Consider the following 25665-nt stretch of genomic DNA (forward strand, 5'->3'; position numbering starts at 1 on the left):
GCGGATGCGGCGATGTTATCGGGGTACCGGACCGTAGGAGCCGGCTTGCCGGCGAATGGTGGCGTCACTGCCGATTCTGCTGGATGACCACTAACGTATCGCCCGCAAGCGGGCTCCTACACGGGCAACGCGGATGCGGCGATGTGTTGCGATATGGCCGCGATCGTATTGCCCGCAAATGCGCGCCTACGCGAGCAGCTCTCCGAACGCCTTGTCGGCTTCCAGTACGGCTGGCAAGGCGTCGAACAGCTTGCCCAGATCCACCTCTTCGAACAGCGGGCCTTCCAGATCCTGGCGGGCTTCGTCCGTCAGGCCGTGGGCTTCGAGGCTTTCCTCGACGTGAATGGCCTGCGCGACCAGGCGCGCGTACTGGCTGCCGTCCGGTGCCTGGGCGGGTTTGCCCTGGTAGGCGATGGCGTTCTGGATCAGGGCCGGCAACTGCCAGCGGCGTGCCAGCTCGGCGCCGACTTCCGGGTAGCCGAAGCCCAGTTGCAACGTTTCCTCGGCAGCCTGGGCAGCGGCTTCGCGGTGCGGGTGACGGTTCAGGCGGCGGGCGAAGTCCGGCGCGCCGCTCTGGATCAGCAGCTCGCCGATGTTGTGCATCATCCCGCAGGTGAAGGCCGCATCGGCGTCGAGCTTGAGCTGCTTGGCCAGCGTACGGGCGATGCTGGCGACGCGGAAGCTGCGGATCCAGAAACTCTTCAGGTCGAATCCCGTGTCGACCTTGAAGGCGCCGGTCATGGCCGAAGCCAGCACCAGGGTGCGCAGCGTGTTGAAGCCCAGGCGCATGGCCGCATCTTCCACGCTGTTGGCCTCCCGCGAGCCACGAAAGCGCGCCGAGTTGGCCAGGCGCAGCACCTTGGCGGCGATCACCGGGTCACGCTCGATATTGCGCGCCACGCTTTCCAGGCTGGTGGCGGGGTTGTCGAATTGCTGGATCAGATCCTGGGCGACCTTGGGAACGCTGGGCAGGCTGTGCAGTTCGGCGAAGAGACTGGTGATATCCATATGATGCTCCTGGGCAGATTCCGGGGGACGATATGGAGTTTCAGCATAGTCGCGCTGGCGGCCGCTGCCAGGCGCAGATCCGCCTTTTTCGCAACAGGGCGGGGCCGCACAGGCTGAGAAACGCACGTGTTTTCAAGACGTAGCCTGGTGTCCGGCCGAAACTTGCAGCTCATCGGCAACCACCTGATTTCGCCCCGCACGCTTCGCCGCATAGGTGCGCCGATCCGCTGCGTTCATCAGTTCGTCCAGGCGGTCGCCATCCGCACCGAGGCTGGCTACGCCGGCGCTGAGGGTCATCTGCAAAGGCGCGTCATTGAGTTCCATCGGGGTGCTGGCCAGGCGTTCACGCAGTTCTTCGGCAATCACCGCAGCCTGCTGTGCACTGGTATTGGGTAACAGCGCCGCGAACTCTTCGCCGCCCAGGCGGCAGAGCAGGTCGGTGGCGCGCTGCCGCTGCGATAGCACGGCGGCGAAGTGCTGGAGCGCCTGATCACCGGCCTCGTGGCCGAAGCGGTCATTGATCTGCTTGAAGTGGTCGATGTCCAGGTACACCAGAGCCAGCGGGGTGTGGTTGCGACGGGCATGGTTGCGCTCGCGATGAAACACCTCGGCGAGTTTCGAGCGGTTGGCCAGGCCGGTGAGGTTATCGGTGCTGATCAGCTCGATCAGCCGCCTCTCGGTGATTGCCCGGGTCTGTTCGTAAGTGTGGGAAAAGATGGTGATGGCAAGCGTTGCCAGGCCGATGTCGAGCAGGAAGCCCATATTGTCCATCGGGTCCTTGTCGGCGTAATGCAGGGTGTACAGGTACAGCCCCAGGCTCACGAACACCAGCGAACCTATCAGCCCCAGGCGCAGGCCGAGCAGCAGGTAGAGAATGATGGGGATGGTCTGGATCCAGGCGAAGATGCCCACCGACGTATGCGGGTTGGCCAGGGTGAACATCATCACCGTCAGAAACGGGACCAGATAGATGATGGTCAATGCTCGCAAGCGCTGGGTGCGGTCGATGATCAGCAGCATGTACAACGACACCAGCGTGTAGGCCAGCTCCATGCCTGCCAGCAGCCATAGCCCACGGGTTGCGTTGAAAATCGAGAACAGCACGCCGAAGCACATCGTTACCCACAGCAGTGCCTTGAGCATGACGCGTCGCGTTTGGTCACTGTGGTCGAGCGGTTTGGGCATCTATGAGTTCTGCAGACGATCATGGGTAACAAGCGTAGCGGCGCGTTCTGACTATTGCAGCCCTTGCCAGCTCACGCAGCAGATTGCAGACGATTTTGCACGAAGAAGGCATCGTGCCACTAGGGGTGCTTCGCCAACTGCTGGCGCAGCACGGGACGCATATCCAGCGAGGCCGTGCAGCCATGCTCGAAGGCCGCCTCCAGCCATTCGAGGTTGCGTTCGATGGCCTCACGGCTTTCCGGAGCCCGGCTGTTGCCGAGGATGTATTCGGCCTCGGCGCGAAACTGCTCATGACTCAACGTATTGACCTGAGCCGGATCGACGGCGAAGCACTGGCTGGCTCTCATCGGCAGCGGGTAATAGGCCATGGCGGGATCTTCCTGCAACAGTGACCGCTCGACAGCATCGATCACTGCCAGATGTTCAGGGCTGTTGAACTCGAAACGCTTGTAGGCGGTGTCGCACGCCTGAGCGTTCAGCACGGCTGCGGCCACGAAGCCCGTTCTGGCCAAGGCATCCAGCGAAGCGCAGCCCTGGCGTCGGTCCTCCAGTGCCACGAGGGGATCCTGTGACCGCCTCTTCAGGCGCTCCTGCGCCTGAAACAGCCTGGCAGCCGGGTGGCCGAGCTGCGCAGCGCGATCGATATTGGTGCCGAAGTCATCGAGGTGGCGGTCGAGCTCCTCGGTGTCACCGCTCTGTTCGTTGATCGAGCGTTGCAGCTGGTTCAGCGCCTCCATCCCCTGTTCGTAAAAGGCCTCGGCTCTGGTAGTTGCCGCCGCGCTGGTGAGGCTGAACAGGGAAATGCCCAGCGCAAGGAGGCAAGCCAATGAAGAGTTGTGCATGTGAACCTGATGACGAAACCTTGATGTAAGGCGTACGACCATGGTTGCGCGCAAGGATTCGACGCTACCCTGATCGGACGCCGAGATACCAGCGTATGTACAGCTCGAGCGTTGTGTGGCATCGCTCAGGGCACCGTTGTCAGGCAAACACGAAATACTTACGCACCGTCTCTACCACCTCCCAGGTGCCTTTCATGCCGGGCTCGACCACGAAGATATCCCCGGCCCTGAGGTGGATCGGCGCCATGCCGTCCGGGGTGATGATGCAGTAGCCTTCCTGGAAGTGGCAGTACTCCCACTTCACGTAGTCCACCCGCCATTTGCCGGGTGTGCAGATCCAGGTACCCATGATCTTGCTGCCGTCATCGGAGGTGTAGGCGTTGAGGTTGACGGTATGCGGTTCGCCTTCGATGCGTTCCCATTTGCAGGCATCGACGACGGGCATCGGTTGGGTATCGCGCAGTACGGTGATCGGTTGGTTGGCCATGAGTGGCTCCTGGTGGCGGTAGAGGTCACCCAGCATAGAGCCGTGCGGCAGCGGCCAATTGTCCAGGCTCGACACCGCTGTGCCCATCCGCGCTATAGGCATCTTTACTGCCGCCGGCCCGGAACTTGTAATTTTCCCTTTCAGTCCTATCTCTCATTGAGAGGTGGCGCCAGGCGCCGCATCAGCAAGCCGCACAGGGATGTCTTACCCTTCATCGCTCAATCGAGGCGCCCATGAATTCCGAAGAGCAAACCCTGATCGATGGCCTGTTTTCCCGCCTGCAAGAAGCCGAGCACGAGGGTGGCCTACGCGATACCGACGCCGAGTTGCAGATCAAGAACCATCTGGCCCGCCAGCCTGCTGCTGCCTATTACATGGCCCAGGCGATTCTGATTCAGGAAGCCGCGATCAAACGCCTGGATCAGCGCGTTCGTGAACTCGAGGCCCAAGCCACCGAGCAACAACGACAGCGCTCGGGCAACGGCGGCTTTCTCGCCGGCCTGTTCGGCGGCGGCCAGCAAAGTTCCACGCCGCAGCCTGCCCAGCGTCCCGCTGGCTGGGGTGAAACCCGATTCTCTCAGAGCGCTGCAGCATCCGCCGCTGCGCCTGCCAGTGCACAGGCAGGCGCAGCGGCGGCCCAGGGTGGTGGCTTCATGCGTGGCGCCTTGCAGACAGCCGCGGGCGTGGCGGGCGGGGTGATGGTGGCGGATCTGCTGACCAGCATGTTCCACCACGACCAGCCGCAGGAGATCGTCGAGGTCATCCGCGAGGACCTACCTGCCCAGGACAGTTTCGCCAGCGATCTGGGCGAGGCCCCTTACGCGGGTACCGAGGACATCGACACCGATGCCTTCGACAGCTCGGATTTCTTCGACGACGGCGACACCTTCAGTTAGGCAATCCAGGCAGCCCCGGTGCAACGGGCGCCGGGCGCAAGTCGTCATTTACTGTGAATCTTGCACGTGCGGGTCGAGTCCATCGACAGGTTGCTCACGATTGGGCGAGCGCGTTCAGCCGCCAGCGCAGCACCACCGAGCGCAGGCTCGATGGTGACCAGGCGGCTGCGCCCACCACCTTTCGCACGTCAATGAGGTCTCTATGGATTTGCACATCAAGGGGCGCGTTGCGCTCATCAGCGGCGCTGCCGGGGGCATCGGCCTGGCGACGGCGAAACTGCTTGTCGAGGAAGGCGTACACCTGCTGCTGACCGACAAGGATCAGGCCGCCCTGGACAAGGCCTGCGCCGACCTACCCGGTGAAGTGCTGAGGGTCGCTGCCGACATGACCCGTCAGCAAGAGGTCGACGCGCTGGTAAAGGCTGGCGAAGCACGCTTTGGGCAAATCGATATCGTGGTGCATGCCGCCGGGGTCACCGGCGCCAAGGGCGACCCACTGGCGCTGCCCGACAGCGACTACGAGGAGGCCTGGGCCACCGATTTCTTCTCCGCCGTGCGCGTCGCCCGGGCCACCGTCCCGGCGATGCGCTCGCGCGGTTGGGGGCGGCTGGTGTGCATCACCTCGGAGAATGCCGTGCAGCCCTACTGGGAGGAAGCCGTCTATAACGTATCCAAGGCCGCACTCGGCGCCTTCATCAAGAACCTGTCCTACAAGGAAGCGGCCCACGGCGTGTTGTGCAATACCGTGGCCCCAGCCTTCATCGAAACCAGCATGACCGATGGCATGATGCGGCAGCGGGCCGAGGAGCAGGGCGTTTCCTTCGACGAGGCCGTGGCGAGCTTTCTCGAGGAGGAACGCCCCGGTATCGTCCAGAAACGCCGCGGTCAGGCTGACGAAGTGGCGGCAGCCATTGCCTTGCTGGTATCCGAGCGGGGGTCGTTCATCAATGGCAGCAACCTGCGGGTCGATGGCGGCTCCGTCCAGGCCGTGCAGAACTGAGCCCGGACGTACCCGCGTTCTGCGGCTCAGGTGGCCGAAGCAGGGCTGCCCAGCAGGGTGCGGTCCACCAGGCGAATGCTGTTGCGCCCGCCGCGTTTGGATTGATAGAGCGCCACGTCCCCCTGTTCGATCAGCGCCGCCAGGCTGGCCGGCGGTTGATCGAACAGGCTGGCGCCGATGCTCAGGGTTACCGCTTCAGGGGTGGCGAAGGTTTGCGCGGCTACGCCATGGAAGCGCTCGCGCAGCCCGTCGCCCAGGCTGACGATGCGTTCGTGGGACGCATCGCGCAGCAGAATCACGAATTCGTCGCCCCCCAGACGGGCTGCCAGTGACCCCTCGGGCAGCACCAGACGAATCATCTCGCCCAGTGCCACCAGCAGGCGGTCGCCCGCACTATGCCCGTGCAGGTCGTTGACCAGCTTGAAGTTGTCGATATCGATCAGCAGCAGCGCGCCGGGGCTCCTGGGCGATACCTCGTTGAGCAGCCTGGGCGCTCGTGCTTCCAGGGCGCGGCGGTTGTACATGGCGGTCAGCGGGTCGCGCGCGGCCAGCCGCTCGATGCGTTTCTCGCGACGGTAACGTACCGTCCCGGTCATCGACAGGGCGATCAGCATGAGCGCCATCACGCCTTCGACCAGCGAAATCTGAATGATCTCGCCACGGAAGGCCGCCAGATCGATCAGCGTGCCCGGCACCAGCACCGGTATGGTCTTGGCGACGTAGAACAGGCCGTGGCCCAGCAGCACATAGCGCAACTGCGCGGCACCGGCACCCAGCGATTTGCCCTGAGGCCTTAGCAGCCAACTGGCCCAGAGCGCCGTCAGCGCGACCAGCAGCGAGTTGACCAGCAGCATCACCTTCGACCACAGCGGGCCCTCCGGCAGGAGCAGCATGGCGAACCAGACCACCACCATCAGGTACCAGGCCCGGGACAGGCGCGTTTCGGTAAAACGCGCCACGCCCACCAGAAACAGCCAGTGTGCGGTGATCAGCAGCCCGTTGGCGAACCAGATACCCACCAGCAGCAGGCCACTGCTGCGCAACAGGGCCAGGGTCGAGCCCACGCTGATCAGGGCGAAACCGGCGCTCCAGAAGAGCAGGGAGGGTTCACGAACGGTCTGCCACTCGATCGCCAGATACAGCGCCGCCGCCAGGGCGAGGGCGATGGTGATCGTCAACATGGTTAAGGGATCGAACGCCATGTTCTGGTCGGGCCTGCCTGTTTGTAGGGTGGAAGTGTTGGGGGCATCGCGGGGGCTTGAGCCGTTGCAGATAGTGCACAGGGCTACGGTTTTCGGTCGCGATTGTAAGCGTTCGGTTGTCGATTTCAGGCAGGGCAACGTAAAGAAACGGATGGATGGCAGGCTTCTCTCAGCCTTGTCTCTCTGCCACTTGATCGTGCTGCCTGCCCGGTTTCATGCAGTCTGGCAGACTGCATGGCGTTTTCCACTGGTGGGCTCGCTCATTGCGGCTTGGGCCGTACCGTCAGGCTGACCAGACGGGTCACCACCAGACCGATGTACATAACGCCCGCGAACTGCTCGAGCATCACCAGCGCCCGGGCGAATGGCCTCAATGGCAGGATATCGCTCAGGCCGACCCCCGACAGGGTGGTGAAGCTCAGGAACAGCAGCTCCACCCAGGTGCGTTCCGCTTCCGGGTTGATCGCCGCCGTGAAACTGCCAGGGCTGAGCAACTGGCACACGGAAAAGGCGTGGGCGAAGGCCCAGGCCAGCAGGGTGAAGGTGGCGCCGACCGCGAACAGCTCGTCGGTGCTCGCTCGCTGGTCCTCCATCATGTAGGCGATCAGGCCGCCAGCGGCATAGAAGTAGAAGCTCGACTCCAGGGCCGCGAGCAGAATCGCCAGCGCGGTGTTGTATTCGAACTCCACGGCTACGGTCAGGGCCAGGATGCAGGCAGCTTGCGTGAACGCGATCCACTGGATGGTCGGGCTGCTGCGCACCATGCGCAACGACATCGCCAGCACGATGATGCCAAAGGCACCCACGATGGCACGGCCTTCCGACAGCCGCTCCATGAAGGGGTAGAGCACGATGCCCAGCAATTGCACGAACAGCAGGCTGGCAGAGGGGTAGCGGATCAGGTACGTGTGGGCCTTGGGCATCGAATTGAACCGGAGCGAGGGGGTGCTGGAGGGAGGGCACGGGGCTATTTTGCCGGGCAGTCTAATGGATCGCGAGCCCGGCGTATGCTGCCGTTCAAGGTATTCGCGAGCTTACCTGCGCACCGGGTAGGTAAGCCTGCTGAGACGCTTCGCATCGCCCGTCAGCGCGGTCGCGCAACCGCATCGCTGCGGCACCTCGAACACCGGGATACGGGCAGAGCGCGACCATCGAGCCGATCACTCTCCCCAGTTCTGCTCATCATCGGTGCATCCACTACCTGTCCAGTCGGCCGGGTAAAGGCCATCGCGCACCGCGCGATGAAAACTCGAATACGGCCACTCCCGTGCCTGGCTCACGTAGCCATGCCTGACGGGGTCGAAGTGGATGTAGTCGAGGTGGCGCTGGTAGTCGAGGTCATCAGCGATCCGTTGCCGCCAATAGCGCCGTTGCCAGAGGCCACGCTCGCCGCGGATCAACTGGTGCAGGCGGCGCGGTTCGGTCTTGTCCAGGCCTTGCGAGAAGGCGAACCTGATGGCCTTCCAGCGCAGGGCGACCTCGCTGTCGCCTTCGGGTAGCGTCCAGACGCAATGCATGTGCTCGGGCAGCACGACCCAGGCGTCGATATGGAAGGGGTGGCGGTCCTTGGTGGCCCGTACCGTTTCCCGCAGCAGATCGATATGCCGGGTCAGCAGATCACTGCGGCGGTCGAGCAGGGTGAGGGTAAGGAAATACGAAGCCCCGGCAACGCGGGCACGGCGATAGAGCGACATGGCGGCTCATCCTTGAGCGTGGTGTTCGTTCACTACAGCATGGTAGATGGAGGCGGCCTTATCCAGTCTGCGCCGCGCCCATCGATAGAGGCGAGCGCGCAGCGGTACTTCGGCTATGATGCGCCACCGCGCAAAGCCCTCGCACATCATCAGGTCGCCATGTCCGCCAACGCCCTCTATACCGACCTGTCCGATCATTACGATCTGATGTGCGCCGACATCGACTACAAGGCGCAAAGCCACTGCATTCAGCGGCTGCAGCAGCTGTTCGGCAACGGGGGCAATCGGCACCTCGATCTGGCCTGCGGCACCGGGCCCCATGTTCGCCACTTTCTCGATGCCGGCTATCGCAGCAGCGGGCTCGACATCAACCAGCCCATGCTGGACAAAGCCGCTGCGCGTTGCCCCGAGGCGCAGTTCGCCGTGCAGGACATGTGCGACTTCAGGGTCAATGAGCGGCTCGATCTGATTACCTGCTTTCTCTACTCCATTCACTACAGCGGTGGCATCGACAGGCTCCAGGCCTGCATCGCCAGCGTGCATGCCGCGCTCCAGCCCAACGGGCTGTTCTGCTTCAACGTCGTCGACAAGAGCAAAATCGACAACAGCCTGTTCGCGGCACACAGCGTCAACGACGACGAAGGCCTGTTCACCTTCAGCTCGGGTTGGCATTACGCCGGTGAGGGCGAGAAGCAGTCGTTGAGGCTGAGCATCGAAAAGACCACCGCGCATGAGCACCTGGTCTGGCACGACGAACATCCCATGGTCGCGGTGACGTTCGCCGAGCTGCAGGCGCTCCTTGAGCCCTACTTCGAGGTGCATGTGCTCGAGCATGACTACGAAAAGATCCTGCCCTGGGATCAGGCCTCCGGTAACGCACTGTTCGCCTGCGTGAAACGCTGACCAACAGCCGGTAACCTGCAAGGACCGATCACCCGGCGCCTGGGCAGTTCGTTGCCTCAAACAAAAATGCCCGCGTGGCCTGAGGCCAGTGCGGGCATGTTTATCAGCCAGTATTCAGCCGTTACGGCAAGCGGCTCAGACGGCAGCGACTACCTTGGCTGGCGGCTGAGTACGACGACCCAGCACCCCGGCACCTGCAGCGACCAGGCCCGAGATCACCAGGGTGATGAGCAGAATCCAGGCGCCTTGGGATACACGCTTGGCCGCCACTTCAGCCGCTTCACGGGCTTTCTGCTCGGCCTGGGCTTTGAGTTCCTGATACTTGGCATATGCCTCGCGATAACTGGCCTGGGCCTGATCGACGATCTGGTTGGCCTCGGCGTCGGTCTTGTTGCCACGCGCCTTGATCAGATTGACCAGCGCTTCACGGTCGGCAGCGTCCCAGGCCTGGTCGCCCTTGGCCTTGATGCGGTCCAGCAGGCCACCCAGTTGCTCGGTTGCCTGTTGCGGGTTTTCAGCGCTGCGCTGGGCAGTCTGCTGGGCATCCTCCTGGGTGGCCTGAGCTTGCTGATCGAGGTTGTCCGGGTTCAGCTCGGGCTTGCCGGTCTGGCGCATGGCCTGTTCGAGTTCACCTTGGATATCGTCCAGGTTGAAGTCGATGCCTTGCTCGCGTAGCTCGTCCTGGATCTTGCCGCCCAAGGCTGGCGCCACCTGAGCGATACCGCTGCCCAGCGCAGACACACCGCTGCCGGCCAGGTTGAGGCCGCCGCGTACCACGCCAGTCACCGCGCTGGAGACCAGGTAAACGGTGATCAGCGAAGCGCTCGCCCACACCAGCAGGCCATGGAAGGCACCTTCACGCTGTGCGAGGCGGCCAGCGGCCCAACCACCGATGAACAGGGAAATCACCGAGCTGACGACCACCCAGATGGCGGCGCCGGTACCCACGCCCGATACCGGGTCGGCTTCCTGCAGCGGGTCGATGCTGGCGCTGCCGATGGCCGTGCCGAGCACGCTGAGCAGCAGGGAAACCATCATGGCCAGCACTACGCCGGCCAGAACCGCACTCCAGGAAATACGTTTGAGCAGCGGCGCTACTGCGGCAGTGTCGTGGTAGACAGGATTGGTGTAGCCGTTTGGAGCACTACGATCGTCGCGAATCATGATGGCAGCCCTTTAATTCAATGGCAGTACGAGCCAATCGCTCGTACTCCAGATGACTAGGGCCGCAACGAGAAAGTTTGGAATGTATTTCTAGGTGTATTTCCCGTTCTCCGTCATCCCTTGGCAGGCGGGCAGGAAAATCTGCGAGCGCCGTATGTAAATATGAATGCGACGCTATTTCGTAAGTAAATATTAAGCATTATCATTCGCGCCCCAAAAATAACTTTCCCTTCTTGGATGCGCCTCCTTCATGCCTGCCTTTCCGCGTCTCAACTCTGTTGCGCTTGGCTTTTCCTTCCTTTTCACCGCCGGCTTCACCCACGCGGCTCCAACCGTGCTGCCGGAAACGTCGGTCAACGCGGATGTCGACGCGCAAGCCGATAGCCCCCGCGTCAAAGAAGTCAGCACTGCGACGCGCACCACGACGCCGGTTCGTTATGTTCCGCAAGCCATCGACTCAGTGAAAACCGCCAATGTGCTCGATTACGGCACCAACGACCTGGCCACGGCGCTAAGCGGCATTCCCAACGTCAGCAGCGGGGCGGATACACGCTTCGACGGGCTGCGCATTCGCGGTTTCGAGGCCAGCAACGATTTCTATCTGGATGGCGTGCGTGATGACAGCCAGTACGTGCGCGACCTGCACAACATCGAGCGCATCGATGTGCTCAAGGGCCCGGCTGCGGTGCTCTACGGGCGCGGCAGCCAGGGCGGCATCGTCAACCGTGTCAGCAAGGTGCCTGAAGCCGGGCGCCGTTCCAGCATCGAGGCCCAGGGCGGCAGCGAAGACATGCGCAGCCTGTACGCCGACCTGAGTGCGGATGCGACCGAGAACATCAGCCTGCGCTTGAACATGGGCAATCAGGACGCCAACAGCTTTCGCGACGACGTTTCCAGCCACCGCCAGCTGTTCGCGCCGTCCATCAGCTGGCAGCTGACGCCCCGGCTCAACTGGCTGGCGCAGTACGAGTACAGCCGCTTCGACCGTACCCCGGATCGTGGCATTCCTGGCGTGAACGGGCGCCCGGCCGATGTGAAGCGCGAGACCACCTACGGTGATGACCGCGATTACATCGACGACAAAGCCCAATCGCTGCGCTCCAAACTCACCTACGAGCTGAACGACAACTGGCAACTGCGTCAGACCCTGAGCGTGTTCAAGCTCGACAGCGACTTCGACAACACCTACCTGACCAGCGCCAATGCCGTTACCAACCGGGTGAGCCGTGCGCGCTTTCAGCAGGATCTGCGCACCCGCAATATCTTCAACAACCTGGAAGCCGAAGGCACCGTCGACACCTTTGGCCTCGAACACCGCTTGTTGACTGGCGTCGAGATCGGCAGCCAACGACGCGATCCGAAGCTTTACACCTCGCTCGCTGTCAACCGGGGCGGCCAGGCAGTGCCGACGCTGGACCTCTACAACCCGGACCGCAACCAGAGCCACACCGGCCCCATGACGGCCTCGAGCAACAACCACACCGAAGTCGAAAGTCGCGCCATCTACGTGCAGGATCAACTGCGCCTGAACGATCAATGGCAACTGCTGGCAGGCCTGCGCTATGACCGCTTCGAGGTGGATACCACCAACAAGCTGACCAATATCCCGGATGGCCGCGACGACAACAGCATCAGCCCGCGCGTCGGCCTGGTCTGGACGCCGCTGCAGGATCACTCCTTCTACGCCTCGTGGAGCAAGAGCTACTCGCCGGTCGGCGGCGGGCAGATCGGCATCACCCCGAACGCCACGGGCAATACCAATGACCTGGATCCGGAGCAGACCCGCCAGAAGGAAATCGGCGTGAAGAGCGACTGGCTCGGCGACCGCCTGAGCACCACCTTCGCGGTCTACGAGCTGGAACTCTACAACCGCCGTACCAGCGACCCGAACAATCCGGGGCTGTTCATCCTCAGCGGCCTGCAGCGTTCGCGCGGCATCGAACTCACGGCCACTGGCCAACTGGCGGGCAACTGGTACGTCCGCGGCGGCATCGGCCTGCAGGACGCCACCATCGTCAAGGACAACAACGGCCTGGCAGGCAACCGCGTCAGCAATGTCGCCAAACGCAACGGCAGCCTGTTCCTGACCTGGAAGCCGGAGCAGGGCTGGTACGCCGAAACCGGCCTGACCCTGGTGGGCAGTCGCTTTGCCGATAACCAGAACACCACGGTGCTGCCCGGCTACGGCCGCTGGGATGCCCTGGTTGGCTTGCGCCAAAAGGACTGGGACCTGCGCGCCGCGCTGAACAACCTCACCGACCGCACCTACTACAGCTCCGCCACCAGCGCCGGGCAGATCCGCGTCGGCGAGCCGCGCAACCTGGTGGTCACAGGCACCTACAGTTTCTGAAGCCTCGCAGTATGTCGCCCGGCATGCTCCACTCGCTGTGGCGTTGGCTACTTCGCCGATGCCACAGCGCTTTCAGCCGCTGCGCTTTTTACCTTGGCAGCCAGCACGGCGGCCTGTATCGCTGCCAGGCTGTGCTTGGCCGCTGGTGATTCGAACACCGCACTTTCCGCCAGTGTGTAAAAGCGCTCGCCGTTGTGCAGCGTGAACTCCACGAACGCCAGGTGCTCAGACCACGAGCGATAGCGCCGTACCATGAACAGGCTGTGTTTCGAAGTCACAGAGCGCACGCTGCTCAGCGGAATCTGCCGGTGGCCACTTTCGCTGGAGACGATCAGCTCGTCGTTATGAATGGAGGCCGCCCCGGCCTTGTTCAACCGCCGCCATTCCAGCGCAAACCGCCATCCCATCAGCAACAAGCAGCCGCTGACCAGCAGTAGTTCAGGCAGCCGCGTGGCTGGCGCCTTGAACAGCACCACGCCACCGATTACCAGAAGAATGGCCAGGGTGATGGAGCGGTAGAAGTACACGCTGTGAAAGTCGGGGAAGGTCAGAAAGCGGATGTCCATAAGCGATTTCCCTGGCTTGACCCGAATAGAAAAAGGCCTATGCCGAGCATTATTGGGTGATGTGGAAATGCTTGCCGTGCGGTGTTCGTTCTTTCTGTTATTGCAATTAAGGCCGTCTGCGTTCAAGACGCCTTGCTGCATAAATACAGCCATTGGCGGCCACGGCCTGCTTGAGGTACTGCGTGCGCTCTGGTGTATTCCTGCCTGATCTTTCGGCAAGCAATTTATAAATCTCAGCCAGATAATCCTCTTTCTGGCCCAGCTGTAGCAGGAGACCTTCGTCGCGCTTTGGAATACACCGTAGGTCAACCGTCGGTTGTGGGTAGTACGCCGTGTAGCGCGTTATTTCGGTTGGCGCCTTTTTCAGCTGCGCCATATGGCGCGCGGTGGTTTCAAAGGGAACGCACTCCACTGCAAGAAGAACCGCTGCTGGCGCGAAGCCGTGATCAGCGCTTTCATTCAATAACGTGCAGGTGTCCTCCGTTCCCTGCATCAAGGACATGTGAAGCAGCGCAAGACGATATTGCGCGATCGGGTGGTCGAACCGGGACGCCTCCTGCAGCATCTCGCCGGCTGGGGCCACTAACCGTGAAATGGCAGCCGCCCGTTCGTCAAGTTCTTCAGGGGGGGAGCCTGCCCTGGAGGCGTTGAACATTGCCATAACCATCCCATCTAACGGCTCTAGCATTTCAACCGCTTGTCGATACTGGCGTTCTCCCTTTATCTCTTCTTCGCCCGCTGTGGCTGAGCAGAGGGGCATTACCGCCAGTATGCAAGCGGCTGCATATTTCAAAACAGGCCGCGTCCCTTGCAGAAGTCCAGACGGAAATTGTTCATCGTTGAACATGATTGCTCCCTTAGGTAGGTATCGCTGTCAGTTTCTGACGGCTCGCCGTAGGCCGTGAGTGATCCATTTCACAAAGGTGTCGTTAGTGCGAGCGCGTCAGTGCAGCGTCGGAGTAAGTCGCTCTGCCACCAGCTGACGAGCTTGATGGGTCAGCTGATCCAGGTGATAGTCGCGCTGTTTCTCGGCTTCGCTCATGGCCTTCTTGCCGTTTTGTTTGAGCAAGTAGGCGTGGATCTGCCGCACCTCGGTGGACTGAAACACCGGCGCCAGATCCTGCACCGCCACCAGGCCATCGGAGCGGTGGTCGCGGGTGTTCATCAGCACCTGCGGCCCTTGTGCGGCCAGCACCTGAAAGCCCATGGCCTCGAAGGTCGGCACCTTGCCGGCCACGCAGGCCAGCTCCATATGCGGATGGCGCTCGATGATGCGTTGCAACATGGCGCGGGCAACACCGCGCCGGCGATGGCTGGCCGCTACGGCCATGTAGGCGAGGGTGCAGGCTTCGGCGTCGTCCTGGCTGGGCAGGTAGAGCGCGAAACCCAGCAGCACGGCAGGATCCTGATCATCCAGGGCCAGCAGCAATTGCGTGGGGCTGTGCGCCTCGCCGTCCATGGCCTGCAGGTACAGATGCACTTCGTAGCCGATCACGTATTGATACAGCTGATAGAGCGGGTTGCTGGGCGTCAGCGGCACCGGGCTGATGTCACTGAAATAGTCCACCACCATCTGCAGCACCTGGGCTTTGAGGGACTCGGGCGGCGTGGCATTGAGGTGGGTAAGGGTGAACATCGACAGGCGGGCTCTTTATAAAACGGCGGGTGGCATTGTAACGCGTGTGGCCGCTGACGTTGTGTAAGGGAGAGGGTACGAGCTGTTCATCTCAGGGCGCGTACCTCGGGTAACATGGCGCCGCAACGAACACCAATCCATAAGGGCCTTATGGCAGCCTCGAAACGAAAATATGCAGGCATCGAGCGCGAGCTGATTCGCACGCTGACAGATGCCTGCGAAACGGCAAAGAGCGAGATCGTCGGCTTCCAGTGGCTCACCCATGACGTGGACTACGAGCGCTTTCCGCAGAGCCTGAGCGTGACGTGGATGTTCGATACCGAGGCCAACAAGGCAAAGGCACTCGCCTGTGCGGACGAGGCGAGAATGCTGGCGCTGACCCTGGCTGCTTTCGAGGAGGTAGGTATCAGCGTGACACGCACCGCCGACCATGTGGCGTTTTCGGTCGAGCAACCGGCAAGGGGCAAACGTGGCCAAGGACATTGAAAATCCCTGCGTGTCGCTGTGCCAGCTCAACAGCGAAATGTGCGTGAGCTGCGGCCGCACCCGAGAGGAGATCCGCAAATGGCGCGGCATGAAACGCCCCGAGAAAATGGCCACCGTGCAGAAGGCGGCGACGCGGATGAAGGCGATTGCCAAGAAGAAAGGCAAATAAAGCGGGCGAAGAATGCTCGCTCCCACGCTCTGCGTGGGCATGTCGTTGGGTACGCTCCGCGTACAGTGCGTAGGGTGGATGACGCTCTTTTCATCCACCATGGGTGTTGTCCGGGTTACTTACTCGCCGTAATCGCCACCATCCACTTCGGCACACCAGTCTTTGGGATAAACGCCCATTGCCACTGCTCTATGGAAGCTTGAATAGGGCCAATCCAACAGGTGTTCGACATGTCCATGTTTTATCGGATTGACGTGGATGTAGTCGAAGTGTCGCTGGTAATCCAGCTCATCACGAATCAAGTGCTCCCAGTAACGCCGCTGCCAGATACCGCGCTCGCCCCGACGTTTCTGGTTGGCTGTAAGTGTTTCGGTGATCGGCAAGCGCTTGGCGAAGGCGAATTTGATTACTTTCCAGCGCAAGGCGAAGTTGGCGTCTCCAGGCGGCAACGTCCATAGGCAATGCATATGCTCGGGCAGTACCACCCAGGCATCGATATGGAACGGATGTCGCGAGCGTGTGGCCCGCACGGTCTCACGCAGCAGGTCGATCTCTCGGATCAGTAGATCGCTGGTGCGGTCACGTAGGTTGACGGTAAAGAAGTAAGTGGCGCCGGGAACACGGGCTCGACGGTAATCGGGCATGGCGGCTCATCCTTGAGCAGTGTGTTGCCTGAACCATGGTGGACAAGCTTCGCGTTGTCCACCCTACGCCCCGATTTCCGCCTCGCGTAGGGTGGATGACGCTCTTTTCATCCACCATTGCGGGGTTTCCGGGCTACTTGCTGGTTGTCGACGCAGAGCGTCGAGGGCTGCATTCCGACGCGAAGCGTCGGAACGATCAAAATCAAGTGTCCCCAGTAGCGTCGCTGCCAGATACCGCGCTCGCCCCGACGTTTCTGGTTGGCTGCAAGTGTTTCGGTGATCGGCAAGCGCTTGGCGAAGGCGAATTTGATTACTTTCCAGCGCAAGGCGAAGTTGGCGTCTCCAGGCGGCAACGTCCATAGGCAATGCATATGCTCGGGCAGTACAACCCAGGCATCGATATGGAACGGATGTCGCGAGCGTGTGGCCCGCACGGTCTCACGCAGCAGGTCGATCTCGCGGATCAGTAGATCGCTGGTGCGGTCGCGTAGGTTGACGGTAAAGAAGTAAGTGGCGCCGGGAACACGGGCGCGGCGGTAATCGGGCATGGCGGCTCATCCTTGAGCAGTGTGTTGCCTGAACCATGGTGGACAAGCTTCGCGTTGTCCACCCTACGCCCCGATTTCCGCCTTGCGTAGGGTGGATGACGCTCTTTTCATCCACCATTGCGGGGTTTCCGGGCTACTTGCTGGTTGTCGACGCAGAGCGTCGAGGGCGGCATTCCCACGCGGAGCGTGGGAACGATCAAACGACAATACTTACGGATCAGCCTCCCTGAGGGCCCGAGCTTCGCGTGGCAACGCTCACTCTGGATGGGCAGGGCGTCGCCGGAGAATGAAAAAGGGCTGCCATTGGCAGCCCTTTTGGGGGTATCTGTTTCACGCTCTACTGATTTCGAGCGTCAGATCACCATCAATCCCAGCTCAACGCCCCACCAGTCTGATACTCGATCACACGGGTCTCGAAGAAGTTCTTCTCCTTCTTGAGGTCCATGATCTCGCTCATCCACGGGAACGGGTTGCTGGCGCCTGGGTATTCTTCTTTCAGGCCGATTTGGGTCAGGCGGCGGTTGGCGATGAATTTGAGGTAGTCCTCCATCATCGCGGCGTTCATGCCGAGCACGCCGCGGGGCATGGTGTCGCGGGCGTATTCGATTTCCAGCTGGGCGCCCTGCAGAATCATCTGGGTCGCTTCGTCTTTCATCTGCGCGTCCCACAGGCTCGGGTTCTCGATCTTGATCTGGTTGATCACGTCGATACCGAAGTTCAGGTGCATGGATTCGTCGCGCAGGATGTACTGGAACTGCTCGGCGGTGCCGGTCATCTTGTTGCGACGGCCCATGGAGAGGATCTGGGTGAAGCCGCAGTAGAAGAAGATGCCTTCCAGTACGCAGTAGTAGGCGATCAGGTTCTTGAGGAACTGGCGATCGGTTTCCGGGGTGCCGGTTTCGAACTTGGGGTCGGAGATCGAGCGGGTGTACTTGAGGCCCCAGGAGGCTTTCTTCGCGACGCTCGGGATCTCGTGGTACATGTTGAAGATCTCGCCTTCATCCATGCCCAGCGATTCGATGCAGTACTGGTAGGCGTGGGTGTGGATCGCTTCCTCGAAGGCCTGGCGCAGGATGTACTGGCGGCACTCGGGGTTGGTGATCAGGCGGTACACGGCCAGTACCAGGTTGTTGGCAACCAGGCTGTCGGCGGTGGAGAAGAAGCCGAGGTTGCGCATGACGATGCGGCGCTCGTCTTCGCTGAGACCGTCTGTGGATTTCCACAGGGCGATGTCGGCGTTCATGTTCACTTCCTGCGGCATCCAGTGGTTGGCGCAACCATCCAGATACTTCTGCCAGGCCCAGTCGTACTTGAAGGGTACGAGCTGGTTGAGGTCGGCGCGGGCGTTGATCATCTGCTTGTCGCCGACTTCCACGCGTGCGGAGGTGCCTTCGAGCTCGTCCAGGCCTTCCTGGATGTCGAGGTCGTTCAGGGCCTTTTTCGCACGGGCAATGGCATCGGAGTCATTGGCGTCGATGGCACGGGCTTCGAGGGCGGCGGCGTCGCCGACCTGGTTGAGCCTTTCCAGGCTCATGTCGGCACTGGCTTGTGCGGCGGTCTGTTTCGGAGCGGCAGCTTCAGCGCCGTCTTCCTTGTCGAATTCATCCCAGCTCAGCATGGGTTGGCTCCTGCTAGAGGGTCGGCGTGAGAGCCGGCCTGTGTGGATAGTGGCTAATCGTCGGTGGCTCGCGGTGCACGCAGAGCGCTACGGCTGATTATTGCCAGGGCTGCGCCTGGCTTCGCGTTATCGGTGCCGGGTTGCAGTGAAGGCTGCAACCCGGCTGGTACCTTTAAGAGTCCGTCCACGACCTGCTGCGCGTCGGCGCTACTGCGTTAAAAACAAGCTCGGAATGCTCATTTACTACTCCTAAACTTCGCTTCCTCGCTTGTTTTTGCCTTGTATCGCTCTAGCTCGCAAGGCCTTGAACAACCTCTTACTGGCAGGCTTCGCAATCCGGCTCGTCGATGGCGCACGCCTTCGGAACCGGAGCCGGGCCAGGGGAGGCCTGGGTGGCCGGCGCGGCAGCAGGTGCTGCGCTGAGGCCCTGGTCGCCACCACTGGACACGGCGTTGAGCTTGCCGGTGTTGATGGTCGATTTCTCGGTGCTGGTCGCGGCCAGGGCACGGAGGTAGTAGGTGGTTTTCAGACCACGGTACCAGGCCATGCGGTAGGTCACGTCGAGCTTCTTGCCCGAGGCGCCAGCGATGTACAGGTTGAGCGATTGCGCCTGGTCGATCCACTTCTGGCGACGGCTGGCGGCATCGACGATCCACTTGGTGTCGACTTCGAAGGCGGTGGCGTACAGGTCTTTCAGTTCTTGCGGGATACGCTCGATCTGCTGCACGGAGCCGTCGTAGTACTTGAGGTCGTTGATCATGACCGAGTCCCAAAGGCCGCGCGCCTTGAGGTCGCGAACCAGGTAGGGGTTGATCACGGTGAATTCGCCCGACAGGTTCGATTTCACGTACAGGTTCTGGTAAGTCGGCTCGATGGACTGCGATACGCCGGTGATGTTGGCGATGGTCGCGGTCGGCGCGATGGCCATGATGTTCGAGTTACGAATGCCTTTCTGCACGCGAGCACGCACCGGTGCCCAGTCCAGGGTTTCGTTCAGGTCGACGTCGATGTACTTCTGGCCACGGGCCTCGATGAGGATCTGCTGGGAATCCAGCGGCAGAACGCCCTTGCTCCACAGCGAACCCTGGAAGGTTTCGTAGGCGCCACGCTCGTCGGCCAGGTCACAGGAAGCCTGGATGGCGTAGTAGCTGACCGCTTCCATGGACTTGTCGGCGAAGTCGACGGCGGCGTCGGAGCCGTACGGGATGTGCTGCAGGTACAGCGCGTCCTGGAAGCCCATGATGCCGAGACCGACCGGACGGTGCTTGAAGTTGGAGTTGCGCGCTTGCGGCACCGAGTAGTAGTTGATGTCGATGACGTTATCGAGCATGCGCACGGCGGTCTTCACGGTGCGCGCCAGCTTGGCGGTGTCCAGCTTGCCGTCAGTGATGTGGTTCGGCAGGTTGATCGAGCCCAGGTTGCAGACGGCGATCTCGTCCTTGTTGGTGTTCAGGGTGATCTCGGTGCACAGGTTGGAGCTGTGTACCACGCCCACGTGCTGCTGCGGGCTGCGCAGGTTGCATGGGTCCTTGAAGGTCAGCCACGGGTGGCCGGTCTCGAACAGCATCGAGAGCATTTTGCGCCACAGGTCTTTGGCCTGGATGGTCTTGAACAGTTTGATCTTGCCCGGGTACTCGGTCAGGGCTTCGTAGTACTCGTAGCGCTCTTCGAAGGCCTTGCCGGTCAGGTCGTGCAGATCCGGCACTTCGCTTGGCGAGAACAGGGTCCACTGGCCGTCGTCGAAGACGCGCTTCATGAACAGATCCGGGATCCAGTTGGCGGTGTTCATGTCGTGGGTACGGCGACGGTCATCACCGGTGTTCTTGCGCAGCTCGATGAACTCTTCGATGTCCATGTGCCAGGTTTCCAGGTAGGCACACACGGCGCCTTTGCGCTTGCCGCCCTGGTTGACCGCCACGGCGGTGTCGTTGACCACTTTGAGGAACGGCACGACGCCCTGGGATTTGCCGTTGGTGCCCTTGATGTAGGCGCCCAGCGAGCGAACCGGAGTCCAGTCGTTGCCCAGGCCGCCGGCGAATTTGCTCAGCAGGGCGTTGTCGCGGATGGCATCGTAGATGCCGCCCAGGTCGTCAGGCACGGTGGTCAGGTAGCAGCTGGACAGCTGCGGACGCAGGGTGCCGGCGTTGAACAGGGTCGGCGTGGAGGCCATGTAGTCGAACGACGACAGCAGGTTGTAGAACTCGATGGCGCGGTCTTCGCGGTTCTTCGGCTCTTCGATGGCCAGGCCCATGGCCACGCGCATGAAGAACACCTGGGGCAGTTCGAAACGGATGCCGTCCTTGTGGATGAAGTAACGGTCGTACAGGGTCTGCAGGCCCAGGTAGGTGAACTGCTGGTCACGCTCGTGGTTGATCGCCTTGCCCAGTTTTTCCAGGTCGTAGGTTTTCAGTTTCGGATCGAGCAGTTCGAACTCGACGCCAGCTTCGACGTAGGCGGGCAGGGCCTTGGCGTACAGCTCGGCCATCTCGTGGTGAGTGGCGCTGGCGGCGACGTTGAGGAAGCTCAGGCCTTCGGCGCGGATGTTGTCCATCAGCAGGCGGGCGGTGACGTAGCTGTAGTTCGGCTCACGCTCGACCAGGGTGCGGGAGGTCATCACCAGCGCGGTGTTGACGTCTTTCTGGGCAACGCCGTCGTACAGGTTCTTCAGGGTTTCTTTCTGGATCAGCGCGCCGTCGACTTCCAGCAGGCCTTCACAGGCTTCGGTGACGATGGTGTTGAGGCGACCCATGTCCAGCGGTGCCAGGCTGCCGTCAGCCAGGGTCACGCGGATGCTCGGGTGCGGCTGAGCGATGCCATCGGCGGCGTCGGTGGTCTTGCGCTTGTTGGCCTGGCCTTCGCGGTAGATCACGTAGTCGCGGGCAACTTTCTGTTCGCCGGAGCGCATCAGGGCCAGTTCGACCTGATCCTGGATCTCTTCGATGTGGATGGTGCCGCCCGACGGCATGCGACGCTTGAAGGTCGCGGTGACCTGCTCGGTCAGACGGGCAACGGTGTCATGGATACGCGAGGAGGCGGCGGCATTGCCACCTTCCACTGCGAGAAACGCCTTGGTGATGGCGACGGTGATCTTGTCACCGGTGTACGGCACGACGGTGCCGTTACGCTTGATCACACGCAGTTGGCCTGGTGCGGTCGCAGCCAGTGCCTGGTTGGCGTCTTCACCCTGAGGCGCCTGGGCCTGAGGGTTCTCGCGGGTGGTGTCGGTATGCATGAAGGTCTCCATGATCAATGAAATTTTCAGAGGTGAGCGTTCTGCCGCTGATCGTTACGTGGTACCTGGCTTTCATTCCAATCGACAAAGCCTGAGGCCTGCACAAGGCTGGCAGCAGGGTGTTGCAAAAAGGCGTTGATGGACTGGCTGGCTTCATGCACAGCGGCAGTCGGTACTGTTTCGATGCCGGAACGCTTCATCCCTGGCTTAACCTGTGCTTCCTGCTGCGCGCGGTCACTAGATGTAGTGTTGCCGGTGCAAGCGTGGCGAGCGGTGTTCTGTATGGGCCGACCGACCTGGGTCGTTCGGTGACGCTGTGTATCTGCTTGCCGGAGTGCGATGGCCGGTGACCGTTCAGTGCACCGAAACGACTCTGGGCATGGACTTTTTCAGGGCATCTATGCTTGGGTCCATTTTGGCCAAAAACCCAACATGTAGGTGTTTGGCGAGCTGGGGATACAAGATAGTGCGATGGGGGAGCTAAGGCAACCCCTAAGGCCTGTGGATAAATCTGTGGGTTAATGCGGGGTAAGTGGCGCAAAAGCCCATGAATACTGGCGATGGCAGAGTTGGCGGCCCGATTGCCGCAGGCAGTTTTTTTTCCGGGGCCGGCGAGGGAAATTCACTTCGTCACATAAACACAATATGTAGGGTTTATTCGTGAACGTTGGCCTGCAATATGCAAATGCGCGGCAGCTCGCCTTCGGCACGCGCCCCGCCGACGGTATGCATGGATCCGATCGGTTTCAGGGCAGGATCAGCGCCCTGTGCTTCAGGGCGCGTTTCTGCGCGTCCGGCAGTTCATCGCGATCTCCATAGGGTGCGGTGTACCAGCCACCATAGGTTGGGTTGGGCAACAGGAACCAGCGCTGGCCGAACCAGGCCTGATAGGGCGCTACGCTCTGGCGTTGCTCGCCCAGGCGATTGGGCGTGGCGATGAAGTCGCCGTAGCTGTCGCCCACCAGCAGCAGAACCCGAGCGCGCTCGCCGACCCACTGGCGGCGACAGGTCTTGTCCGACCCGGCGCTCTGGCAACCGCCGATGGCGGTTCCCGCAGTGAGGATTTGCCCTTCGTCCACGATGGGGAAACCCGCCTGGCGCAAGTTGCGCAGGGTGTCGGCTTCCTGGCCGGGCTCGCGATTGGTCAGGTAATAGGCGCTGATGCCAAGCTTGGCAGCCGCCTGCAGGAAGGCTACCGAGCCGGGCAGGGCGCGGGCTTCGGCCTTGGCCACCCAGCGATACCATTCGGCGTAGTCATAAGGGCCGCCATCGACTACCGACTTGGCATTCACGGGCGTGTTGTCGAGCAGCGTTTCGTCGATATCGACGATCAGCGCGGGCGGCAGGCCCGCCAGGTTGCGCGGCGGTTGTGCCAGGGCATCCCAGTGCGGATCGGCCAGCGCAGGTTGCAACTGACGGGTCGCGGCGGCGTAGACCTGGCGATAGAGCAGCTCGTGCTCGATGGAGGTTTGCGTCCACAGTACCGCGTCGAGCTGATCATGCGGTTTGGGTGTTTGCTGGCAGCCAGTCAGCAGGCTTGCCAGCAAGCAGAAGGTCAATAACGATGGCGTGCCACGCATTTGGGATGCTCCTTGTGTTTCCGACACTGGTTCAGATGAAACGGCCGCAAAACGTCGGTAGCGGACGGCCACATTTGCGCGTTGCGCGCCATATTGGTGGGCTGAAGCCCACCCTACGGCTCGCAGCTGTTCATTGTGGGAGCGGGCCACGCCCGCGAAATCACGGGCATGGCCCGTTCCCACAGGTTAAACGTTGCGTCAGAAACTCACGGTGGCGGACAGGCGTGCGGTGCGCGGGTCGCCCGGGAACAGGTAGCCATCGCCCTGGTAGGCGCCGGTGTCGCGCCAGTAGCGTTTGTCGAACAGGTTGTCGACGGTCAGGCGCAATACCGTTTCATAGCCTTCTATACGCGTGGTGTAACGGCTGCCGAGGTTGAATACCGTGTAGTCGGCGACCTTCACCGTGCCGCTCGGGTTGGCGTACTTGCTGCCGCTGTACTGCAGGCCGCCGAGCAGCGACAGGCCCTGGACGCCGGGGATCCGGTAATCGGCCGACAGGCTGGCGCGCACGCGCGGTACGTTGACCGCCTGATGGCCTTCATAGGCTTCGGTGCCGCTGTCGATCGCTCGGGCGCGAATCACCGCAGCGCTGGCCGACAGTTGCAGATCGCGGGCGGCCTGTCCGCTGGCGGAGAGCTCCAGGCCGATATTGCGCTGCTTGCCCTGTTGCACGTAGGTCAGGGTGCCATCGTCGTTGGGGCGGCTGTATTGCAGCGCCTGGTCGATACGGAACAGCGCTGCGCCCAGGCTCAGGCCCTGCCAGTCACGCTTGAAGCCTGCTTCCAGCTGGCGGGAAATGGTCGGCGCGAGAATTTCGCCATTGTTGGTGGTGAACCACGGCGCTTCGCCGCCCAGGGACAGGCCCTTGCTGTAGCTCACATACAAGGTGGTGTCGGCCTGCGGCTTGTAGAGCAGCGCGGCATTGGGCAGCAATTCGCTGCGCCGGGTGCGGCGGTCACTGATGCCGCTGCTGGTGAAGGCTTCTTCGTCCAGACGCACCTGACGCCCGCCGAGCAGCACCTGCCAGTGCTCGTCGAAGCTGATGCGGTCGCTGAAGAACAGGCCGTACTGGCGGCTGTCGAGTCGGCGATTCTTGGGGTTGAGCGGGACGTCGGTCGGGGCGAAGTCGGCAACGTCTTCATTGATGTTGCCGGTGCCGATTGGCACGTTTACCGAACTGCGCCGATCCACCGTGCGACGCAGTGCACTGCTGCCTACGGTCAGCTCGTGGCCGATCGTGCCCGTAGTGAAGGCGCCCGATAGCGTGGCCTGCAGTTCGTCATGGCGGCGGGTGTCGTCCGGGCTGCGGTAGTCGTAGATGTCGTAGCCGCCTTCCGGGCTGAAGTGTGCAAGCCAGTCGCTGCACCCGGAGTCCGGGCTGCAGCCATACGGAAAGCTGCTGTAGTCGTCTATCACCACCTGGCTGCGCGAGGCATCGATGGCGGCTTTCCAGTTGTCGTCGAAACGGTATTCGAAACGCCCGCCCAGGTTCAGTGAGTCGATACCTACCGGCTTCGACCAGCTCTGATGGCCCAGGCGTTTATCCGGGTCGACGCCGCTCGGCACCTGAGTGCCGCTAAGCAATTGATACCCGGCGACCGAGCGCTGCTCGCGGGTCTGGTATTCGGCGTCGAGTTGCAGCGTGGCGTTGGGCGACAGGTTCCAGTCCAGCGCCAGGGAGATGAAGTCGCGCTTGCCGTCGGCATGCTCGACGAAGGAGCGAATGTCCTCGTGGGCCAGATTGAGGCGCAAGCCCAGCTCCTGCTCGTTGCCAAACCAGTGACCGAGGTCGGCGGCGATATAGCGCTCGCCATCCTGATTGCTGGCCACGCTCAGCGAGCGCACTTGCTCGGTACGCTTGGTCACGTAGTTGACCAGCCCGCCGGGCTCGACCACGCCGCTCTGCAGGCCGGACAACCCCTTGAGCAGCTCGACCTGCTGCTTGTTCTCCAGTGCCACGTTCTGTTCGCCGACCACGCTGCGACCATTGACCCGGTAGCTGTTGGCGGCATTCAGCGAGAAACCGCGCACCACGAAGTTCTCGTAGTAACCGATCGGGGCATAGGCTTCGCCCACCGACGCATCGTTCTTCAGCACATCGCTGAGCAGGCGCGCCTGCTGGTCGTCGAGCAACTGCCGGGTGACCACCGAAACCGATGCGGGGGTATCGAGCAGCGGCGTCTCCGTGAAGCCTCCGACCGTGGCGCCGCGTGCTTGATAGCTGTCACCGGCCTGATCTTCGATGGTGGTGGCGTCGAGGGCGACCACCGAGTCGGCAGCCCATGACAGCGTCGGGCTCAGCGCAATGGCGAGCAGGGTCGGGGCAAAACGCGGGCGAGGCAGGGCCATGCAAGTTCCTTGGGTGCGGAGGTCGGCGATTGGCTATCCGGTACGCGGGCGATTTTTGTCGGCACAGGGCGGCCATCGCTTGGCGGGGCGGCATTGTCGCTTATCG

Annotated in this window: 24 protein-coding genes; 6 read left to right on the forward strand and 18 right to left on the reverse strand. The window is 62.0% G+C overall.

Going from position 1 to position 25665, the window contains the following annotated elements:
• Window positions 1-186: 186 nt before the first annotated feature.
• The 4 genes from QRN22_RS00360 to QRN22_RS00375 form a co-directional block, all read right to left on the reverse strand.
• Complete coding sequence (locus tag QRN22_RS00360) at window positions 187-1008, reverse strand: HDOD domain-containing protein (RefSeq protein WP_042552756.1); 822 nt, start codon at window positions 1006-1008, stop codon at window positions 187-189.
• Window positions 1009-1140: 132 nt separating this feature from the next.
• Window positions 1141-2193 (reverse strand): GGDEF domain-containing protein, encoded by a 1053-nt coding sequence (locus tag QRN22_RS00365; RefSeq protein ID WP_042552757.1) that lies wholly within the window; start codon window positions 2191-2193, stop codon window positions 1141-1143.
• Between the two features lie 119 nt (window positions 2194-2312).
• Complete coding sequence (locus QRN22_RS00370) at window positions 2313-3035, reverse strand: hypothetical protein (protein WP_156152665.1); 723 nt, start codon at window positions 3033-3035, stop codon at window positions 2313-2315.
• A gap of 139 nt (window positions 3036-3174) precedes the next feature.
• Complete coding sequence (locus tag QRN22_RS00375) at window positions 3175-3522, reverse strand: cupin domain-containing protein (RefSeq protein ID WP_042552888.1); 348 nt, start codon at window positions 3520-3522, stop codon at window positions 3175-3177.
• Between the two features lie 233 nt (window positions 3523-3755).
• On the opposite strand from QRN22_RS00375, the gene QRN22_RS00380 reads away from it, so the two are divergent.
• Window positions 3756-4418, forward strand: a complete 663-nt coding sequence (locus QRN22_RS00380) for a DUF2076 domain-containing protein (RefSeq protein ID WP_042552759.1) — start codon at window positions 3756-3758, stop codon at window positions 4416-4418.
• A 202-nt stretch (window positions 4419-4620) separates the two neighbouring features.
• Window positions 4621-5418 carry an SDR family NAD(P)-dependent oxidoreductase gene (locus QRN22_RS00385; RefSeq protein WP_042552760.1) on the forward strand — a complete coding sequence of 266 codons (798 nt, stop codon included), beginning with the start codon at window positions 4621-4623 and terminating at the stop codon, window positions 5416-5418.
• 26 nt (window positions 5419-5444) lie between these two features.
• Here the strand turns inward: QRN22_RS00385 and QRN22_RS00390 are convergent, their stop codons facing one another.
• The 3 genes from QRN22_RS00390 to QRN22_RS00400 form a co-directional block, all read right to left on the reverse strand.
• Window positions 5445-6620 carry a GGDEF domain-containing protein gene (locus tag QRN22_RS00390; RefSeq protein WP_042552761.1) on the reverse strand — a complete coding sequence of 392 codons (1176 nt, stop codon included), beginning with the start codon at window positions 6618-6620 and terminating at the stop codon, window positions 5445-5447.
• Between the two features lie 260 nt (window positions 6621-6880).
• Complete coding sequence (locus tag QRN22_RS00395) at window positions 6881-7543, reverse strand: ion channel (RefSeq protein ID WP_042552762.1); 663 nt, start codon at window positions 7541-7543, stop codon at window positions 6881-6883.
• Window positions 7544-7780: 237 nt separating this feature from the next.
• Window positions 7781-8314 (reverse strand): REP-associated tyrosine transposase, encoded by a 534-nt coding sequence (locus tag QRN22_RS00400; RefSeq protein ID WP_042552763.1) that lies wholly within the window; start codon window positions 8312-8314, stop codon window positions 7781-7783.
• A gap of 159 nt (window positions 8315-8473) precedes the next feature.
• Here QRN22_RS00400 and QRN22_RS00405 point away from each other — a divergent pair, with 159 nt between their 5' ends.
• Window positions 8474-9217, forward strand: coding sequence for a class I SAM-dependent DNA methyltransferase (locus tag QRN22_RS00405; RefSeq protein ID WP_042552889.1), 744 nt, complete (start codon window positions 8474-8476; stop codon window positions 9215-9217).
• Window positions 9218-9352: 135 nt separating this feature from the next.
• On the opposite strand, the gene QRN22_RS00410 is transcribed toward QRN22_RS00405, so the two are convergent.
• Window positions 9353-10381, reverse strand: a complete 1029-nt coding sequence (locus tag QRN22_RS00410) for a hypothetical protein (RefSeq protein WP_042552764.1) — start codon at window positions 10379-10381, stop codon at window positions 9353-9355.
• Between the two features lie 250 nt (window positions 10382-10631).
• Here QRN22_RS00410 and QRN22_RS00415 point away from each other — a divergent pair, with 250 nt between their 5' ends.
• The gene (locus QRN22_RS00415) at window positions 10632-12731 is read left to right on the forward strand and encodes a TonB-dependent receptor (RefSeq protein ID WP_042552765.1); all 2100 of its coding nucleotides are present in this window, start codon (window positions 10632-10634) and stop codon (window positions 12729-12731) included.
• 47 nt (window positions 12732-12778) lie between these two features.
• Here the strand turns inward: QRN22_RS00415 and QRN22_RS00420 are convergent, their stop codons facing one another.
• The 3 genes from QRN22_RS00420 to QRN22_RS00430 form a co-directional block, all read right to left on the reverse strand.
• Complete coding sequence (locus QRN22_RS00420; protein WP_285400802.1) at window positions 12779-13438, reverse strand: hypothetical protein; 660 nt, start codon at window positions 13436-13438, stop codon at window positions 12779-12781.
• Window positions 13404-14144, reverse strand: coding sequence for a hypothetical protein (locus QRN22_RS00425; protein ID WP_042552767.1), 741 nt, complete (start codon window positions 14142-14144; stop codon window positions 13404-13406). The genes QRN22_RS00420 and QRN22_RS00425 overlap by 35 nt, the downstream gene beginning before the upstream one ends.
• Before the next feature lie 96 nt (window positions 14145-14240).
• Window positions 14241-14933 (reverse strand): GNAT family N-acetyltransferase, encoded by a 693-nt coding sequence (locus QRN22_RS00430; protein WP_042552768.1) that lies wholly within the window; start codon window positions 14931-14933, stop codon window positions 14241-14243.
• Between the two features lie 150 nt (window positions 14934-15083).
• Between QRN22_RS00430 and QRN22_RS00435 the strand changes: the two genes are divergently transcribed.
• Window positions 15084-15419, forward strand: a complete 336-nt coding sequence (locus QRN22_RS00435) for a hypothetical protein (RefSeq protein WP_042552769.1) — start codon at window positions 15084-15086, stop codon at window positions 15417-15419.
• Complete coding sequence (locus QRN22_RS00440; RefSeq protein ID WP_042552770.1) at window positions 15403-15588, forward strand: DUF1289 domain-containing protein; 186 nt, start codon at window positions 15403-15405, stop codon at window positions 15586-15588. Before QRN22_RS00435 ends, QRN22_RS00440 begins: the two co-directional genes overlap by 17 nt.
• A 119-nt stretch (window positions 15589-15707) precedes the next feature.
• On the opposite strand, the gene QRN22_RS00445 is transcribed toward QRN22_RS00440, so the two are convergent.
• The 7 genes from QRN22_RS00445 to QRN22_RS00475 form a co-directional block, all read right to left on the reverse strand.
• Entirely contained in the window at window positions 15708-16232 is a 525-nt protein-coding gene (locus tag QRN22_RS00445; RefSeq protein WP_042552771.1) for an REP-associated tyrosine transposase, read from the reverse strand.
• A gap of 107 nt (window positions 16233-16339) precedes the next feature.
• Complete coding sequence (locus QRN22_RS00450; protein ID WP_231570118.1) at window positions 16340-16780, reverse strand: REP-associated tyrosine transposase; 441 nt, start codon at window positions 16778-16780, stop codon at window positions 16340-16342.
• Window positions 16781-17144: 364 nt separating this feature from the next.
• Entirely contained in the window at window positions 17145-18398 is a 1254-nt protein-coding gene (locus tag QRN22_RS00455) for a ribonucleotide-diphosphate reductase subunit beta (RefSeq protein ID WP_042552772.1), read from the reverse strand.
• 316 nt (window positions 18399-18714) lie between these two features.
• Window positions 18715-21630, reverse strand: coding sequence for a ribonucleoside-diphosphate reductase subunit alpha (locus tag QRN22_RS00460; RefSeq protein ID WP_042552773.1), 2916 nt, complete (start codon window positions 21628-21630; stop codon window positions 18715-18717).
• A 26-nt stretch (window positions 21631-21656) separates the two neighbouring features.
• Window positions 21657-21830 carry a hypothetical protein gene (locus QRN22_RS00465; protein ID WP_156152666.1) on the reverse strand — a complete coding sequence of 58 codons (174 nt, stop codon included), beginning with the start codon at window positions 21828-21830 and terminating at the stop codon, window positions 21657-21659.
• Window positions 21831-22376: 546 nt separating this feature from the next.
• Complete coding sequence (locus QRN22_RS00470; RefSeq protein WP_042552774.1) at window positions 22377-23210, reverse strand: HAD family acid phosphatase; 834 nt, start codon at window positions 23208-23210, stop codon at window positions 22377-22379.
• A 198-nt stretch (window positions 23211-23408) separates the two neighbouring features.
• Window positions 23409-25559 carry a TonB-dependent siderophore receptor gene (locus tag QRN22_RS00475; protein WP_042552775.1) on the reverse strand — a complete coding sequence of 717 codons (2151 nt, stop codon included), beginning with the start codon at window positions 25557-25559 and terminating at the stop codon, window positions 23409-23411.
• Between the last annotated feature and the right edge of the window lie 106 nt (window positions 25560-25665).

This window comes from Pseudomonas sp. MEJ086 (assembly GCF_030209025.1).
GTDB lineage: Bacteria > Pseudomonadota > Gammaproteobacteria > Pseudomonadales > Pseudomonadaceae > Aquipseudomonas > Aquipseudomonas fulva_A.